Raw genomic sequence first — 14,596 nt, forward strand, 5'->3', positions numbered from 1 at the left:
GTTACAGCTCTTCGATCACACACAGACAATCCAGACCGGCCAGTTCGGACAGCAGCTGCGTATGCGGTATTTTTTCATTCAGACGAATCGAAAAGATCGAGCTTGGATGCAGCTGCTCACCGCTCCGGTTGCGCTCGATGTCGATGTCGTAGATCTGCACATTCTGTGCCTTCAGCTGATTGATGATCGTGCTGACATCGTCCATTGAGTTAAACTCCAGATATAGATTGATATCGCGCGCGTTTTCCTGAATGTATGCATCCACGATCGGGAACAGGCGGATGCTCAGAAAGATCATAGCAAACGCGATCAGTACGCACTCGTAAAATCCCGCGCCGACCGCAAGGCCGGTACACGCCGAAGCCCACAAGCCGGCGGCGGTAGTCAGTCCCTTGACCTGCTGACGGCCGGTGACCAGAATCGTGCCTGCGCCGAGAAAGCCGATGCCATTGATGACCTGTGCGCCGAAACGGGAAACGTCGGTTTTTATGCCGATCTCTGCGCAAATATCCGACCACGGCCCTGTCACCATGGTAAATTCGTACAGGCTGAGCAGCACGGTCAGCGTTGCACCCAGACACACCAGCATATATGTACGGAAGCCCGCCGGACGGCGTTTTCGTTCCCGCTCCAGACCGATGCAGCCGCCGAGCAGCATAGCCAGAGCGAGCCGCAGCACGACCGATGCAAAGTGAAATTCGCGAAGATATGCAATCGTTTCTGTCATGTTCTGCTCCTCCTCATTTCCTGCGGAAACCGTTTACGCACACGTTTGCGCTAATGGTCGTTTTACACCCTGCGCTCCTTGGTATATATACAGTATAACACCGAATCAGGCAAAGTTTCATCCCTCACATTGTAAGAAGTATTTTGTTTATTTTTGTGTAATTTGTACATTCGCAAACGTTTGTGTATTTAATTATCACAATTTTATTATATATTAAGTTCTAAATATCTGCATTTGTGAAAATTTTTATTTCGATGCACCCTCTCCGAACTGTTTTTTCCCTTCCGCAGAGCGTAAATACCCCCATTCTGCACAGATTGTGCAGGACGGGGGTATTCATTCTGCATCGCACGAACTGCGCCTGCACGCAGCACAAGGCACTTCCGCCTTACATGGTCCCTTCCTCCTCCATTGCGCTGAGCAGCGGCGTTACCATCTGCTTTTTGCGGCTGACTACACCCGGCAGCACGACCGAATGCTCCCCGCATTCCTTGCGGAACGCGGTATGCACCAGACTCTTTGCACCCCGGCCGACATAAAGCAGTTCGGTCTTTTCCTCGATGATATTGGTCAGCATGACAAACTGCATGGACAGTCCGCTCGTCTTGAGATAGTCCTCCATATAGCCCAGCATTTTATCCCGGATGCCGTTCAGCTCATTCTCGCTGACACTCGTGATCTGCGAAATGGCGATTTTTTTATTCTGCACCTGAAAGTACTTGAAATCCATGTGGAACAACTCATCCATCGAACGGTCGCGCAGGCGCGAGCTGGAGCGAAACATCTCCGTTGCGTACTCTCTGATGTCCAGACCTGCGATCTGCGCCAGCTCCTCTGCGGCAGCGCGGTCGAGCGGCGTACAGGTCGGAGAACGGAACATCAGTGTATCCGACAGAATCGCAGAACACAGCAGACCCGCGATTTTCGGTTCGATCGGCACATTATGCTCATGATACATTCCTGTGATAATGGTCGCGGTACAGCCGAGCGGCTGATTGCGGAAATAGATCGGCCCGCTCGTTTCAACCGAATCAATGCGGTGATGATCGATGATCTCAATGATATTGGTCGAACGAATACCATCTGCCGCCTGATCCCGCTCGTTGTGATCGACCAGAATGACCGACGGACGCTCCAGATCCAGCAGATTGCGCTGAGAAAACATTCCGATATACCGTCCCTGCTCATCCAGCAGCGGATAGTAGCGCATACGCTTTTTGGATACTGCGCGCTTTACATCCTCTACCACATCATCGGGTTCAAAGGTGATCAGTCCCCTGCGGCGCATGACATGGCGCACCGGCACAGCCTGGCTGACCACCTTGGCGCAGCTGTATGTCGTCAGCGGCGTTGCGATGATGGATACCTGATTTTCACTTGCCAGCTTGCGGATGGTACGCGAGACTTTCGCGCCGAGCCCAATAATAATGCAGCCCGCGTTCATCTCAATGGCGCAGAGCTGACTCTCATAGCGATTGCCAAGAATGACCATGTCACGCGGCCCGATATAATCCTCCAGAACATCCGGATTGGCTGCCGCAACTACCACGCTGCCCTGCTCGAACCGCTTTTCGATATCACCGACAATCAGCGTACCATCCAATACATCCACCAGATTGCGATAGCTTGTGCCGGCCTCCGCCAGTGCGTTCGCGTCCTTATCCTCCATATAGAAGCGCGCGATATCACTCAGCGTCAGCAGTCCTTTAAGATGACGCTCCTCATCGACAACGGCCAGCGTCTGAATATCATTTTCGTTCATGTAATTCCATGCGCGGTGCAGCGACATCTCCTCATCAATACCGGGGATCCTGCGGTACTGCACATCGCTCAGACACGGCTCAAACGACTTGATATAACGCGGCGCTTTTACGCCGAAGCGCTCCAGGACAAATTTGGTCTCTGTATTGACATGGCCTGCCCGGCAGGGGATATATGGTTCTCCGGTCAGCCTGTGCTTAAGCTCTGCATAACAGATTGCAGAGCAGATCGAATCTGTATCCGGATTACGATGTCCGATAACAAAAACCGGGTTCATACTGTACCGACTCCTTTGTCTGAGAAATGACCGCGGGAACTGCTGTGGTTTCCCCGACGGTGTATGATTGCGGGTAAAAGGAAACAGCAGCACCGACCATGCCACTGATTCGGGTGCTGCTGTTCCCCTCGGGAAGAAATAGGACAATACCGCATAATACTGCAAGCAAATTTTTCTGTACGGACGAGGCGTGATCTTACAGCAATACCTGATGTATTAACATAAAAGCACAGCAAGGTCAGGGCACAAAATTTCTGCCAAGCGCCGCGGCAGCGCGACCGGAGCCTGCGCAAGAAACCGCGGCAGCGCGACCGGAGCCTGCGCAAGAAGCCGCTGCTCTAATTATGCGGTGTTGCCTTAGATATGGTCATTATGATTTTCCATGCGGATCATGCCGGAAACACCTGCCAGCTCCTGACGGAATGCATTCTGCGCGGACTCATATCCGTTCGGTGGAAAGCTTGCACGGAAGCTGATGATATAGGTGTTATGCGGAGTTCTGCTGAAGGACAGATCAAGCAGCTTCGCAAAATGCCGTTCTGCCAGATGCGACAGTTCCACCATGATGTCGCCCATATGGTCACATTCGATCTGCAGATCCAGTTCCGAGCGGCTTCTGGTGCGGATTTTTTCCTGAATCCCGTCAAACGCCACCAGTGTTACAAAGGCAATCACCGTACCGACCGCCGTGAGCACATAGTATCCCATGCCGACCGACAGACCGAGACAGGCAACGACCCAGACACTGGCCGCCGTTGTCAGTCCGCGAACGGTAAATCCCTCACGCAGGATCGCACCGGCACCCAGAAAACCGATGCCGTTGATGACCTGTGCACCCAGTCGCGCCGGGTCAGAGGGCGTTGTCCCAAATACTGCGATCGTCTGCTCATACAGGATGCAGCTTGTCACCATGACCACACACGAGCCGAGTGCTACCAGAATATGTGTGCGGATTCCTGCCGGATGCGAGGTCCGTGCGCGCTGCGCGCCGACGGCAAACCCGACGATCACTGCACCCAGCAGCCGCAGCACGATATCCACCACTGTAATTTTCCCCATTTTCGTTTCCCTCCTGTCTAAAATATTTGACCGCACCCTGCAATGGCAGGGTACGGTCAGAAAAAGAGAGAGAGATTGTTACGGTTACGTTCTTTTTCTTATTGCATCGTCAAGCGCTCTGCTCGATTTCGCTCCTCCAGATAATCCACCAGCTCCGGCAATTCCCGAATGATATGATCCGGCTGGTAAGCAGCATCTACACCGGCATCCTTCTGCGCCGACAGGAACGACTGGATCTGGATCGCGGCACCAAAATGCATTCGCTTTGCACCGATGATATCACGCGAGATCGTATCTCCCACATAGGCACATTCCTCCGGCTTCGCCTGCATCTGGCGCAGCGAGATTTGGAAAATAGACGGATGCGGTTTCCGGTATCCGGTCACGCTGGACAGGGTAACATCTTCAAAATAATCGCGGATTCCGTACTGCTCCAGCACATCGAACACCGAATAAAGCGATGCCGTGTTGGAGATGACGCCCAGATGATACCCGCGTTTTTTCAGTTCCTCCAGAGTCTCCTTGACCTTCGGACGAAGCTCGCGGTGATAATAGGTCACTTCCCACATGCCGGCCAGCCGTTCCGCTACCTCCTGCAGTTTTTCACGGTCCAGATTGAAGTCCGCCATATAATACTCCGGCCAGATTTCCTCCGGTTTTTTCTCCAGTTCGTTGGATTCGCTCCATTGTTTGTAGGTACGGATACCGCTGTTCAGCTTGTTCCAGAAGGTAATGTCATTACAGCCTGTACCCAAATCATGTTCATTGAGGAACGTCCGCAACTCTCCGGTAACCGAGTGAATCGTCTGATCATTATACCAGATATCCTCGAGCGTTCCTCCCATATCAAATAATATAGTGTTAATCACGTTTACTCCTCCTTCTGCGGCAGTGCAAGGGAGGCACGAACCACATTGTGATCGCTCAGCTCCGGCTGTGTATACCGGGCCAGCGCACTGTCCTGCGCAGCAAAGCCGCAGTCTGCCGTCAGTGTAGAAATCACACTGCTGCAGTGCACGGTAAAGCCGCGCGGCAGCAACCAATCCAGCTTCATATGCAGGCAGCCGCCCTCCGGCAGCGGTTTGCGCCGTGTGCAGTCCGCACCGCCCGAAGCCGCCCGCCATGCATAGCCTGCTGCGGTGCAGTCCTGCAGAAGCGGTTCATACAGGTCGATCATTTTGATCGCCGCAGCCAGTTCCTCCGGCTCGTCACGCAGATGACGAATCACCGCCTTATCGCGTCCGTCAAAGGTATTGGTATTGAGATCGCCGCCCAGCACAACGGGAATCCCCGGAAATACACGCTCAACCTCCTGCAGTACAGCTTTCATCTGCTGCAGGCGGCCCGCGCCGCTCGTCCGGTTTTCCAGATGGATGGATACCGCGCCGACCTCCTGTCCCTGCACATCCAACTTTGCAAAAACCGCATTGCGGCCGCCGATGCGCTTCTGTCGGTCATGATACCAGTTATACTGCTCCGGCAGACGGAGCACCTCTGCCCACAGGATCGGCCAGCGCGAAAAGATTGCATTGCCGTGAAACCCGTGTGCAGCGTCCTTCAGCTCGACAAACTCCAGCCCGAACACATACTGCATTCCCAGCGCACGGGCAATCTCTGCGGCAGTATCCCGCTCGCCCGACCGGGCACAGCCGCTATCCAGCTCATTGGCCAGGATCAGGTCATACGGCCGCAGCGCCGGGCATTCCCGGAGAAAATCTACTGTTTCAGCAAGACATATGCCCCGCTCCATATTGAACACCAGCGGATTCAGTTCTTTCTTCTGCGGCACCGCACCCGCAAACCGGGTCACGATCTCCGCCTCAAAAAACTGAGGAATATCCCGCATCACCGCATCCTGCGATTCCTGCTCCAACCGTGCCGCAGATTGCAGCACGCACTCTTTTGTCAGTTTTTCCATACTGCTCCCCTTTACAGGCGGCGCGGCATCGGTTTTTTGTACAGCTTGAAATATAGCGTCCACGATACCGCGTTGCCGACAAGGATCGGCATCAAGGTATACAGGAAGGTCACATACAGCATCATATTCCGGGCAGCAGGCTCCAGCTGGAACGCTGCGACCACGCACATGATCGTGATAACCGGCAGGCTCGCAAAGCTGTAAGGCACGATCCGCTTATCCGGCAGCAGAAACAGGATGCAGCAGACCGCAGTACCCACCACAGAGATCAGACCGCAGTGGATCCAGTTCTCTGCCATGCCTCCGCCGAGAGGCAGATTGTCATGCAGTACGCCGGTCAGCAGTGCATACATACCGCCGAATACCAGACAGAACAGCAGATCCACGAAAAAGCAGGTAACTGCCATCGGACTCTTGCGCTTGCCTTCCTTGGTTACGAATAAAGCCATTCTGTATGCTCCTTCCGCTTTTACTATCCGCGGCAGGCTTTTCAGCCTGCCGCGTCCGTATCGTTTTCTCTTTTGATTACGTCTTAGCCGAGCAGCGTCCAGAAATCACGAACCGGGTTGATGTTCTCATAGATATCGGTAACATTGAAATCAGAAACGTGCAGCTCGCTGTACGGGGTGGAACCCTCAGCCGGTTCGATATCATCGCGTACCGGCCAGCCGCCCAGCGTATTGAAGTACTTGTAGCCGGATACATCGCCGTCTGCGCCGCCCATCATGAAGCGGACCAGCAGCTTGGCAGCATTCGGATGCTCGCACTCGCCGACAACGTACAGGGTGTTGATCTGCGGGATACCAGTGGTCGGCTCGAGGTTTACCGGAGCGAGGCACCAGTTGTTATCCTCGTTCTTACGCAGCTTGGAGGAAGCGCAGAAGCCGATCGGCGGATTGGTCTGACCCTTGGTACCTACAGCTTCCGCGATCTCGTCAGAAGAAGAGGTGAAGATGGGTTCGTTGTCATGCAGACGCTTGAGGAACTCATAGCCTGCGTTCTCGCAGCCGTCAGACAGCGTCAGCTCTTTACCGTACAGCTCCTTGTAGGAAGCAGCCAGCTCATCCGGAACATCGCCTACGCAGAAACCGGTGATCCAGGAGCCCCATGCCAGATTATCCAGCGGGTTCTGCATCATGACACGGCCCTTCCAGTCCGGCTCGGTCAGCTGCCAGATATTCGTCACCGGAGAACCGTCCGGATAAGCTTCACTGTTGTAGAACAGCTGCGTCAGCTCGACATACATCGGGGTCTGCGTCTTGGTGTACTTTTCATCAATGTGCGACAGGATATCTGCCGGCTTGTAGTTATAGAACTTGCGCGGCAGAATATACTCGTTGTACAGCGTACCGTCCTGATCCTTGATATGCACCACGTCGGCAACGTGCTGACCGGCATCATACTCACGGGTAACCTTTTCCAACAGCTCGTTGGTGGAAATATCGAACGGCTCTACTTCAACGCCGGGATACTTCTCCATAAAGGCATTGGCGACCTTGGTGATACGGGAGGAAATCGAATAGATGGTTACCTTGCCCTCTTCCTTCGCCTTCTCGTACAGTTCCTCATCGGTCTCATCCGTGTTGAAGATACCGGAGGACTCTTCCCACTCGCTCAGTTGGAGCGTGCCCGCTGCCGCTGCCTCATTCGGATCCTGTGCAGCATCGCTGCCCGGGTCCGTCGTCGCTCCGCCTCCGCCGCACGCGGTCAGCGAGAACATCATTGTTGCTGCCAGAATACCTGCTAAAGTGCGCTTGTGCTGTAACATTTGTTTTTCCTCCTTCAGTTTCCTCTCTTTTTTTCTTGTGAAAGTGCGAATGGATGGTATGGTGCTTATTCAACCGAATACTTGATGAGGTTTTCGGTTTTCTTATCAAATACGTTGATCTTGGTGGTGTCGATCGACAGATAGACCACCTGATCCGGGTTGTAATGCGTAATGCCGAGTGCCTTAATGACCATGCTCACGCCACCGACCTTGACGGTGACCAGAGTCTCGGATCCGGCAGGCATCGAGGTGTAGATATGCGCTTCGATGTCGGACGGGGACTGACGCGAGGTGTTGATGGCAATCTGCTCCGGACGAATGCCGAGCACTGCATCGAACGATGCTTCCCGCGGCATATTCTCGTCCTTGAGATGATCGGTCGGGAATGTCATCCGACCCAGCACGCTGTTTACTGTCAGACCGGAAGCGGAAACCTCTGCCTTGCCGTCAACAAAGTTGATGCGCGGGTTGCCGATGAAGTCCGCAACGTACAGGTTTGCGGGGTTGTTGTACAGCTCCAGCGGAGGTGCCACTTGAATGATGATGCCTTCGCGGAAAATCGCGATCTTGGTAGACATGGTCAGCGCCTCGACCTGATCGTGGGTAACGTAGATCATCGTCGTGCCGGTTTCGGTGTGCAGACGCTTGAGCTCGCTGCGCATATCCACGCGGAGCTTTGCATCCAGGTTGGACAGCGGCTCATCCATCAGCAGCAGATGCGGCTCGGAAGCGATAGCGCGGGCGATTGCAACACGCTGCTGCTGGCCGCCGGACAGCTCGGACGGGTAACGGTCTACATACTGGCCGATCTGCATTCGTCCAAGGGCATCCTTGATGCGGCGATCTACCTCATCCTTGGGCAGCTTCTGGATATTCAGACCGAACGCGATGTTCTCACGCACCGTCATATGCGGCCACAATGCATAGGACTGGAATACCAGGTTGAGGTCACGTTCGCTCGGAGGCGCGAAATGAGCCTCCGCAGCGTTGACGATTTCCTTGCCGTCCATGTGAATGGTGCCGTTCTGCGGCTTCTCCAAGCCGGATACTACACGCAGCGTGGTGGTTTTGCCGCAGCCGGACGGGCCGAGCAGCGTCATAAAGTCACCGTCTTCAATCGTGAGGTTTACATCCTTCAGAATGTGGTTCTTACCGTAGAATTTATCAATATGCTTCAGTTCAATTTTGCTCATTTTCCAAACTCCTTTTTTCCGGTTATACCATGCGGATCAACCGCCCATGCTCTTCGCCAGATCTGCGTCGCCAAAGATATTCGCCAGTGCGTATACCAGGAATACGATGGAGAACATGACGATTGCCACGCAGTCAGAAGCCTGCGGAGAGTTACTGTTCTGATACTGGAATGCCAAATACGGCAGCGTGGAGGTTTTCGGGGTCATCAGCAGGATGATCAGATCGAGTTCCTTCATAATGGAAACGAAGATCAGCATGAAGCCCGAAATGAAGCCGCCCTTGGAAAGCGGGAATACAATGCGAATAAAGCGCTTGAAGAAGCCTGCGCCTGCAATCTCGGCTGCTTCCTCCAGCTCGCCGCCGATCTGCAGCATATTGGAGGTGCCGGCGCGGGAAGCGAACGGCAGATGCTTGACGACCGAGGTAATGGTCAGCAGGGCGAACGTGCCGTACAGGGACGGAACCAGTGTTACACCGAACAGCTGCTGCGGACGGGAGAACATCGACAGGAAGATACCGCCGAATGCGATGGACGGGATCAGATACGGAATAAATACCAGCTGCTCTACGACCTTGCCGTGCAGCTTGCCGCGGCCCTTGGCGCAGATATAACCGATGATCTGACCGAAGATGGTGCCGAATACACCGTTTACAAACGTCAGCTTGAGGGAATTGATCAGCGAATTGATAAAGTTAGCATTCTTGAAGATACCCGGCTGGCCTTCCATTACCGTTGCGATCGGATCGCCGATCCAGTAGTGCAGCGTCAGGTTGGACAGTGAGTAGTCGCCCTGCCGGAGCATAAAGGACTCGAGGATCAGCAGTGCGATCGGCATGATGATGCCGAAAACAAAGAACAGGAACAGCACGGCCGTGATCAGCAGCTTATGCTTGCCCAGACGGATCGGGGTGGAACGGCCGCCCTTGCCGCCGATGGTGGCGTAGGACTTGCGCGAGCCGATCAGCTTCTGGTTGACGAATACCGAGATCGAAGCGATGCAGATCATGATGAGTGCCATGGCAAACGCGGTCTGGGTATTCTGGGACTTGCTGTTCATGTACAGCTGGCTGGACAGGGTCACGAAATTGACCTTAGAGCCCAAGTAGTTGATAACGCCGAAGGTGCCGATCGCCTTGGAGAAGGTCAGGATAACGGCGGAAAGCATAGCCGGCAGTACCAGCGGGAAGGTGATCTTGCGGAGAATGGTCGCCTTGCCGGCACCCTGGATCTCGCCCATCTCCTCCAGCTCGGAGTTGATGGAGTTCAGTGCTGCGGAAACCAGCAGATACGCATATGCGTAATAATGAAGCGAAAGCACGGTGATGATCGCGACCGGGCCGTATGCCAGCCAGTCGGGAACATTGATGCCGAGACTCATCAGGAAGCCTGGCGAACCGCCGATGCGTTCGGTCTTGAACATGGTCAGCCATGCCTGCGATTTACACCAGCTCGGGATCATATAAGGAATGATAACTGCCAGCGAGAAGAACGGCTTGAAGGGAAGATCCGTGCGGACCATCAGCCATGCAAGAACCGATCCGATCAGGATGGCGAAGAACGATACGCAGACACCGATCAGCAGCGAATTGAACAGCGGCTGGAGCAGCATCTGCTTGGTCAGTGCGCTGCCGAGCAGGCGCTGCCAGTAATACAATGTGAACGATCCCGCTGTGCCGCCCGCCAGTCGTGCATCCTTCTGTGCCAGCGTAAACGAGGTCGAAATCATATCCAGCAGAGGAAGAACGATCAAGTAGGTCAGCAGCACAATCGCGATCAGCACGATCAGGTTATATGGGTTGGTGACAACCGCCTTGATCTGGTTCTTTAACCTTCTGGATTTGGAGTAGTTCTGATCTTTTGGTTTCATTTCAGTTTTGCCCCTCCTTCAAATTCCGATTGTATTGTTCCACCGCGGTTACCACTTCGGGCAGCGAGCCGATCTTGACATCCGGCTCATACCCCATGCCGCGGTACTTTTCGTCTTTGTGATAAATGCGAGGGTTATCGATCTGAATCATCAGCGGCCATCCGGCGTTCCGCACGCCGCGCACATCGCGAGAGATGGTATCTCCGACGTAGGCCGCCTGTTCTTTCCCGATTCTCATTTCGTTCAGCGCGATCTCGAAAATCTCCGGCCGCGGCTTGCGGATACCGCAGACGCTGCTCATCGTAATCGTTTCAAAATACTGCGCTATGCCGTGTTCCTCCAGAATGCGCGGTACGAAGGTCGTGCTCATAATGTTGGAGATTACACCCAGCCGATACCCGCGCTGCCTGAGAGCCTCCAGCGTTTCCTTCAGCCCCTCGCGTTTGACGATGTGCTTGCGGTATCGGTCGAACATGTAGCAGAGCTCCTCGCCCAGTCCCGCAAGTTTTTCTGCCGGAATGTCAAAGTCCTTCAGGAAGAACTTCTGCCAGATCACATCCGGCGGCAGCTCGATCAGTTCCTGTTCGGTATAGGCCTTGTATGCTTTGGCGCCTGCATTGATGTGCTCCAGAAGCTGCTCCGGCGTTTCTGCTGTGTAAATATGATTCATATGAAGGAAGCACCACAGTCGGCGGATATAATCGCGGTCACTCTCCGGGGTAGCGTCCTGTGTATGTACGGTTCCTCCAATATCGAAGAAAACAGCTTGTATCATAACAACTCCTCTCTCTTCCCTTTTTTCTTTACTCCTGCATTTTCATTTGCATCACGTTTTACGCAAACGTTTTCATTTCCTGATTCAACCGTACCACTATCTCCCGGCTATGTCAATAAAAAATCACATTCTCCTATCAAAGTTTTATGATATTCACAATTTACATCCAGGTGTTTTCGTTAATTATGCACAGTTGCTTTTCTCTCCATATTCCCGTATACTGTAATCAACGCAAACGTTTCCGTAGAAATAAGAAAGAAGGATTCGTATGAAATATGATCTTATGCTGATCGGACCCGCCACGCGGGACATCAATATCGACTATACCGGTCAGGAAGTCCGCGAAATCGGCGGCGCTGTATTCTTCTGTGCATACGCTGCCGCAGCCGCTTCCGCAAACCTTTTCGCTTCAGTCAAGATCCATCCGGACGATACCGATGTACTGGATGCATTTCATCTGGACAGCGACCATATCGCCGTGCTGCCCGCCCAATGCACCACCCTGATGCAGAACACCTACTTCACCGCCGACCGCGAACGCCGCAAGGCCGAATGCCTGGCACAGTCGGATGCCATCACTCCCGATCAGATCCCCGATGTGGACTGCGGCCTGTATCATCTGGCCGGTCTGCTGTACGGCGATTTCCCCAACGAGCTGATCCCCGCGCTTTCCAAAAAAGGCAAGGTATCCGCAGATATTCAGGGATTTCTCCGGCACAACGAAAACGGCCTGATGAACTTCCACGACTGGAAAGACAAGCTGACCTATCTCCCCTATTTTGATTTTCTCAAAACCGATGCGGCAGAAGCCGAGATCCTCACCGGTCTGACCGACCGCCGCGCCGCCGCCAAGCAGCTTTATGAATGGGGCGCAAAGGAGATCCTGATCTCGCACAACAGCGAAATGCTGGTCTATGACGGCAAGGACTATTATACCTGCCCGGTCAAGGCACGCAATCTGTCCGGCCGTACCGGACGCGGTGATACCACCTTCGGTGCTTATCTTGCCAAGCGCATGATGGGCGTTTCCATCCCGGACGCGCTGCTGTTCGCTACCGCAGCCGTTTCGCTCAAAATGGAAACCCCCGGTCCGCTGCAGGGTCCCGAACAGGCTGTCCTCGACTATATCAAGGAATTTTACGCCTGAGTCCATCCGGAACCGCTTCGGCACCCGGAACATATCTGATATTTTTCCCGCCTTCTGCCGTTATCCTTGTCTTTCCCCGGCAAATACGGTATTATATTCTTATTAAAACTACTATGGGAAGGAAGCGGCATCTATGCGACAGCACATTACCATCAAAGATATCGCCCGCATTGCCGGTGTTTCGACTTCTACCGTCTCCCGCGCACTCAGCAATTCGCCTGAACTGAGCGAGCAAACCCGCCAGCGGATCCTGGAAATCTGCCGACGGGAGGGCTACCGTGTCAATGCACTCGCACGCAGTCTGATCTGCAATAAAACCAACGTCATCGGCCTGATCGTTCCCGAGGTGACCAATCCGTTCTATGCCGAACTCTCTCTCGGCATCGAAACGCACGCACGCAGCCTCGGCTACAACATGATCCTGTGCAATGGGCAGAATGATCCCAAAGTGACCGAAGAGCTGTTCGGTTTCCTGATCAGTCATCAGGTTGACGGCATCATCCTCGCCAGCTCACAGCAGGATGCAGGAACCATGATCCAGAATTTCGCTCCCCGACTGCCTACCGTTCTGCTCGGAACGCCGGCACTCGTCAGCGGCGATGAGGTCAACTCGGTCTGCATTGATAATCTGGCAGGCGGCCGTCTGGCAGCAGAGCATCTGCTGGAGCTCGGCCACCGTGACATTGTCTATCTGGGCAACCGCCCCAACAGCCTGACGCACCAGCTTCGTCTGCGCGGCTTTACCGAAACACTGGAAAAAGCAGGTATCACCCCGCAGGTCATCGACAATCCGCATGGTTGCTCCTCGATCGACATCGGCTGTGCACTCAGCCGGGAGTTGTTCGCAAACGGCTGTTCCGCCACTGCGATCTTCGCCTCGACCGATTCCATGGCGCTCGGCGTATTGCAGGCAGCAGACGAATACGGCATCTCTGTCCCCGATGATATTTCCCTGCTCGGCTTTGACAACATCATTTATTCCGCACTGCCAAAGATCGAGCTTTCCACCGTCGATCAGCGCAAGCAGCTTCTTGCAGAAGCCACCGTTGATCTGCTCACGCGCATCATTGATTCGGATGAGCAGGACGAGTTCACGCACCGCATGATCCGTCCGACACTGGTTTCGCGCAGCTCATGCCGCGCATCAAAAAAATAAATCCACAGCACTGCGCACCGACCGCCTTTCTCTCTTAACCCTTTTATCACACACAATACACCAACAGGTCAACCGCAGCGCTGCTGATTGAGAATGCCGCAGGATTCTGCGGCATTCTCATACACCAAAAGGAGGAGCTTATGTACCGCATTGAAACCCATCTGCATACCACCTACATCTCCCGCTGCGGCTGGCTTGGCGCAGAGGCCATTATGAAGTATTATACCGCTTGCGGCTATGACGCGATCTGCGTCACCGACCACTACAACCGTGAATGCTTCGACTATGCCGAAATTGATCTGACCACCCCCGGCAGTAAAACGCAGGCCTTCCTGCAGGGCTATCACCGGCTGAAAAAAGTGTCCGAAAAATACAATATCCGCGTGTATGCGGGTGCTGAACTGCGTTTTGACGAATCGGACAATGATTATCTGCTGTACGGCTTTCACGATGCCCTGCTGGCCGATCCGGATCGCGTCATGCGCGAGGGTCTGGCGGCCTTTGCCCCGCAATACCGCGCAGACGGCGCACTGCTCGTGCAGGCACACCCGTTCCGCAAAAAATGCACCCCCGCTCCGGCGGAATATCTGGACGGCGTCGAGGTGCTCAACCTCAACCCCCGCCATGACAGCCATAACGATCTTGCGCTGGCCTATGCCAAGGAGCATCATCTCATCATGACGGCCGGATCGGACTGCCACCGTCCCGGTGATCAGGGTACGACCGGTATTCTGTCCGACACCCTCCCCGAAGACAGCTTCGGTCTTGCAGATCTGCTGCGTTCGGGCAACTATACCATCATCCGTCCCGAATGCACCGAGGATTGAGACAAAACGATACCATGTAAAAGCTGCTGTTGCCCCAACGCAACAGCAGCTTTTTTGTCGTACATCACGCTTTATCCCCAGTGCACCGCAAACGTTTTCCGTTTGTATTTCACCTTTTA

13 protein-coding genes are annotated in these 14,596 nt (G+C 54.1%); 3 read left to right on the forward strand and 10 right to left on the reverse strand.

Annotated features, from left to right (window positions below):
* Position 1: 1 nt before the first annotated feature.
* The 10 genes from PG722_RS01885 to PG722_RS01930 form a co-directional block, all read right to left on the reverse strand.
* Positions 2-727, reverse strand: coding sequence for an MgtC/SapB family protein (locus PG722_RS01885; RefSeq protein WP_117554962.1), 726 nt, complete (start codon positions 725-727; stop codon positions 2-4).
* Between the two features lie 388 nt (positions 728-1,115).
* Positions 1,116-2,765: a putative manganese-dependent inorganic diphosphatase gene (locus PG722_RS01890; RefSeq protein WP_270579481.1), complete on the reverse strand. Its 1,650-nt coding sequence runs from the start codon at positions 2,763-2,765 to the stop codon at positions 1,116-1,118.
* 357 nt (positions 2,766-3,122) lie between these two features.
* Positions 3,123-3,824, reverse strand: coding sequence for an MgtC/SapB family protein (locus PG722_RS01895; protein WP_270579483.1), 702 nt, complete (start codon positions 3,822-3,824; stop codon positions 3,123-3,125).
* Positions 3,825-3,922: 98 nt separating this feature from the next.
* Complete coding sequence (locus PG722_RS01900; RefSeq protein ID WP_158557264.1) at positions 3,923-4,693, reverse strand: HAD family hydrolase; 771 nt, start codon at positions 4,691-4,693, stop codon at positions 3,923-3,925.
* A gap of 2 nt (positions 4,694-4,695) precedes the next feature.
* Complete coding sequence (locus PG722_RS01905; protein ID WP_270579484.1) at positions 4,696-5,742, reverse strand: endonuclease/exonuclease/phosphatase family protein; 1,047 nt, start codon at positions 5,740-5,742, stop codon at positions 4,696-4,698.
* Between the two features lie 11 nt (positions 5,743-5,753).
* Complete coding sequence (locus tag PG722_RS01910; protein WP_118360253.1) at positions 5,754-6,191, reverse strand: hypothetical protein; 438 nt, start codon at positions 6,189-6,191, stop codon at positions 5,754-5,756.
* Positions 6,192-6,274: 83 nt separating this feature from the next.
* A complete protein-coding gene (locus PG722_RS01915) occupies positions 6,275-7,510 on the reverse strand; it encodes an ABC transporter substrate-binding protein (protein ID WP_117751211.1) in 1,236 nt (411 codons plus the stop codon).
* A gap of 65 nt (positions 7,511-7,575) precedes the next feature.
* Positions 7,576-8,703, reverse strand: a complete 1,128-nt coding sequence (locus PG722_RS01920; RefSeq protein WP_118284894.1) for an ABC transporter ATP-binding protein — start codon at positions 8,701-8,703, stop codon at positions 7,576-7,578.
* A gap of 36 nt (positions 8,704-8,739) precedes the next feature.
* Positions 8,740-10,572: an ABC transporter permease gene (locus PG722_RS01925; RefSeq protein WP_118729043.1), complete on the reverse strand. Its 1,833-nt coding sequence runs from the start codon at positions 10,570-10,572 to the stop codon at positions 8,740-8,742.
* A gap of 1 nt (position 10,573) precedes the next feature.
* Positions 10,574-11,347, reverse strand: a complete 774-nt coding sequence (locus PG722_RS01930) for an HAD family hydrolase (RefSeq protein WP_118284896.1) — start codon at positions 11,345-11,347, stop codon at positions 10,574-10,576.
* Positions 11,348-11,615: 268 nt separating this feature from the next.
* On the opposite strand from PG722_RS01930, the gene PG722_RS01935 reads away from it, so the two are divergent.
* From PG722_RS01935 to PG722_RS01945, 3 genes are all read left to right on the forward strand, one after another.
* Complete coding sequence (locus PG722_RS01935) at positions 11,616-12,494, forward strand: PfkB family carbohydrate kinase (RefSeq protein WP_192924436.1); 879 nt, start codon at positions 11,616-11,618, stop codon at positions 12,492-12,494.
* Positions 12,495-12,627: 133 nt separating this feature from the next.
* Positions 12,628-13,650, forward strand: coding sequence for a LacI family DNA-binding transcriptional regulator (locus PG722_RS01940; RefSeq protein WP_118564433.1), 1,023 nt, complete (start codon positions 12,628-12,630; stop codon positions 13,648-13,650).
* Between the two features lie 140 nt (positions 13,651-13,790).
* On the forward strand, positions 13,791-14,477 hold the full coding sequence (locus PG722_RS01945) for a PHP domain-containing protein (protein ID WP_117751218.1): 687 nt from the start codon (positions 13,791-13,793) through the stop codon (positions 14,475-14,477).
* Positions 14,478-14,596 lie beyond the last annotated feature (119 nt).

Origin of the sequence: Butyricicoccus sp. OF27-2pH9A (genome assembly GCF_027693185.1) — a bacterium.
GTDB lineage: Bacteria > Bacillota > Clostridia > Oscillospirales > Butyricicoccaceae > Agathobaculum > Agathobaculum butyriciproducens.

Coding starts and splice junctions, on each gene's coding strand:
- PG722_RS01885 (WP_117554962.1), bottom strand. CDS start 727: ATGACAGAAACGATTGCATATCTTCGCGAATTTCACTTTGCATCGGTC.
- PG722_RS01890 (WP_270579481.1), bottom strand. CDS start 2,765: ATGAACCCGGTTTTTGTTATCGGACATCGTAATCCGGATACAGATTCG.
- PG722_RS01895 (WP_270579483.1), bottom strand. CDS start 3,824: ATGGGGAAAATTACAGTGGTGGATATCGTGCTGCGGCTGCTGGGTGCA.
- PG722_RS01905 (WP_270579484.1), bottom strand. CDS start 5,742: ATGGAAAAACTGACAAAAGAGTGCGTGCTGCAATCTGCGGCACGGTTG.
- PG722_RS01910 (WP_118360253.1), bottom strand. CDS start 6,191: ATGGCTTTATTCGTAACCAAGGAAGGCAAGCGCAAGAGTCCGATGGCA.
- PG722_RS01915 (WP_117751211.1), bottom strand. CDS start 7,510: ATGTTACAGCACAAGCGCACTTTAGCAGGTATTCTGGCAGCAACAATG.
- PG722_RS01920 (WP_118284894.1), bottom strand. CDS start 8,703: ATGAGCAAAATTGAACTGAAGCATATTGATAAATTCTACGGTAAGAAC.
- PG722_RS01925 (WP_118729043.1), bottom strand. CDS start 10,572: ATGAAACCAAAAGATCAGAACTACTCCAAATCCAGAAGGTTAAAGAAC.
- PG722_RS01930 (WP_118284896.1), bottom strand. CDS start 11,347: ATGATACAAGCTGTTTTCTTCGATATTGGAGGAACCGTACATACACAG.
- PG722_RS01935 (WP_192924436.1), top strand. CDS start 11,616: ATGAAATATGATCTTATGCTGATCGGACCCGCCACGCGGGACATCAAT.
- PG722_RS01940 (WP_118564433.1), top strand. CDS start 12,628: ATGCGACAGCACATTACCATCAAAGATATCGCCCGCATTGCCGGTGTT.
- PG722_RS01945 (WP_117751218.1), top strand. CDS start 13,791: ATGTACCGCATTGAAACCCATCTGCATACCACCTACATCTCCCGCTGC.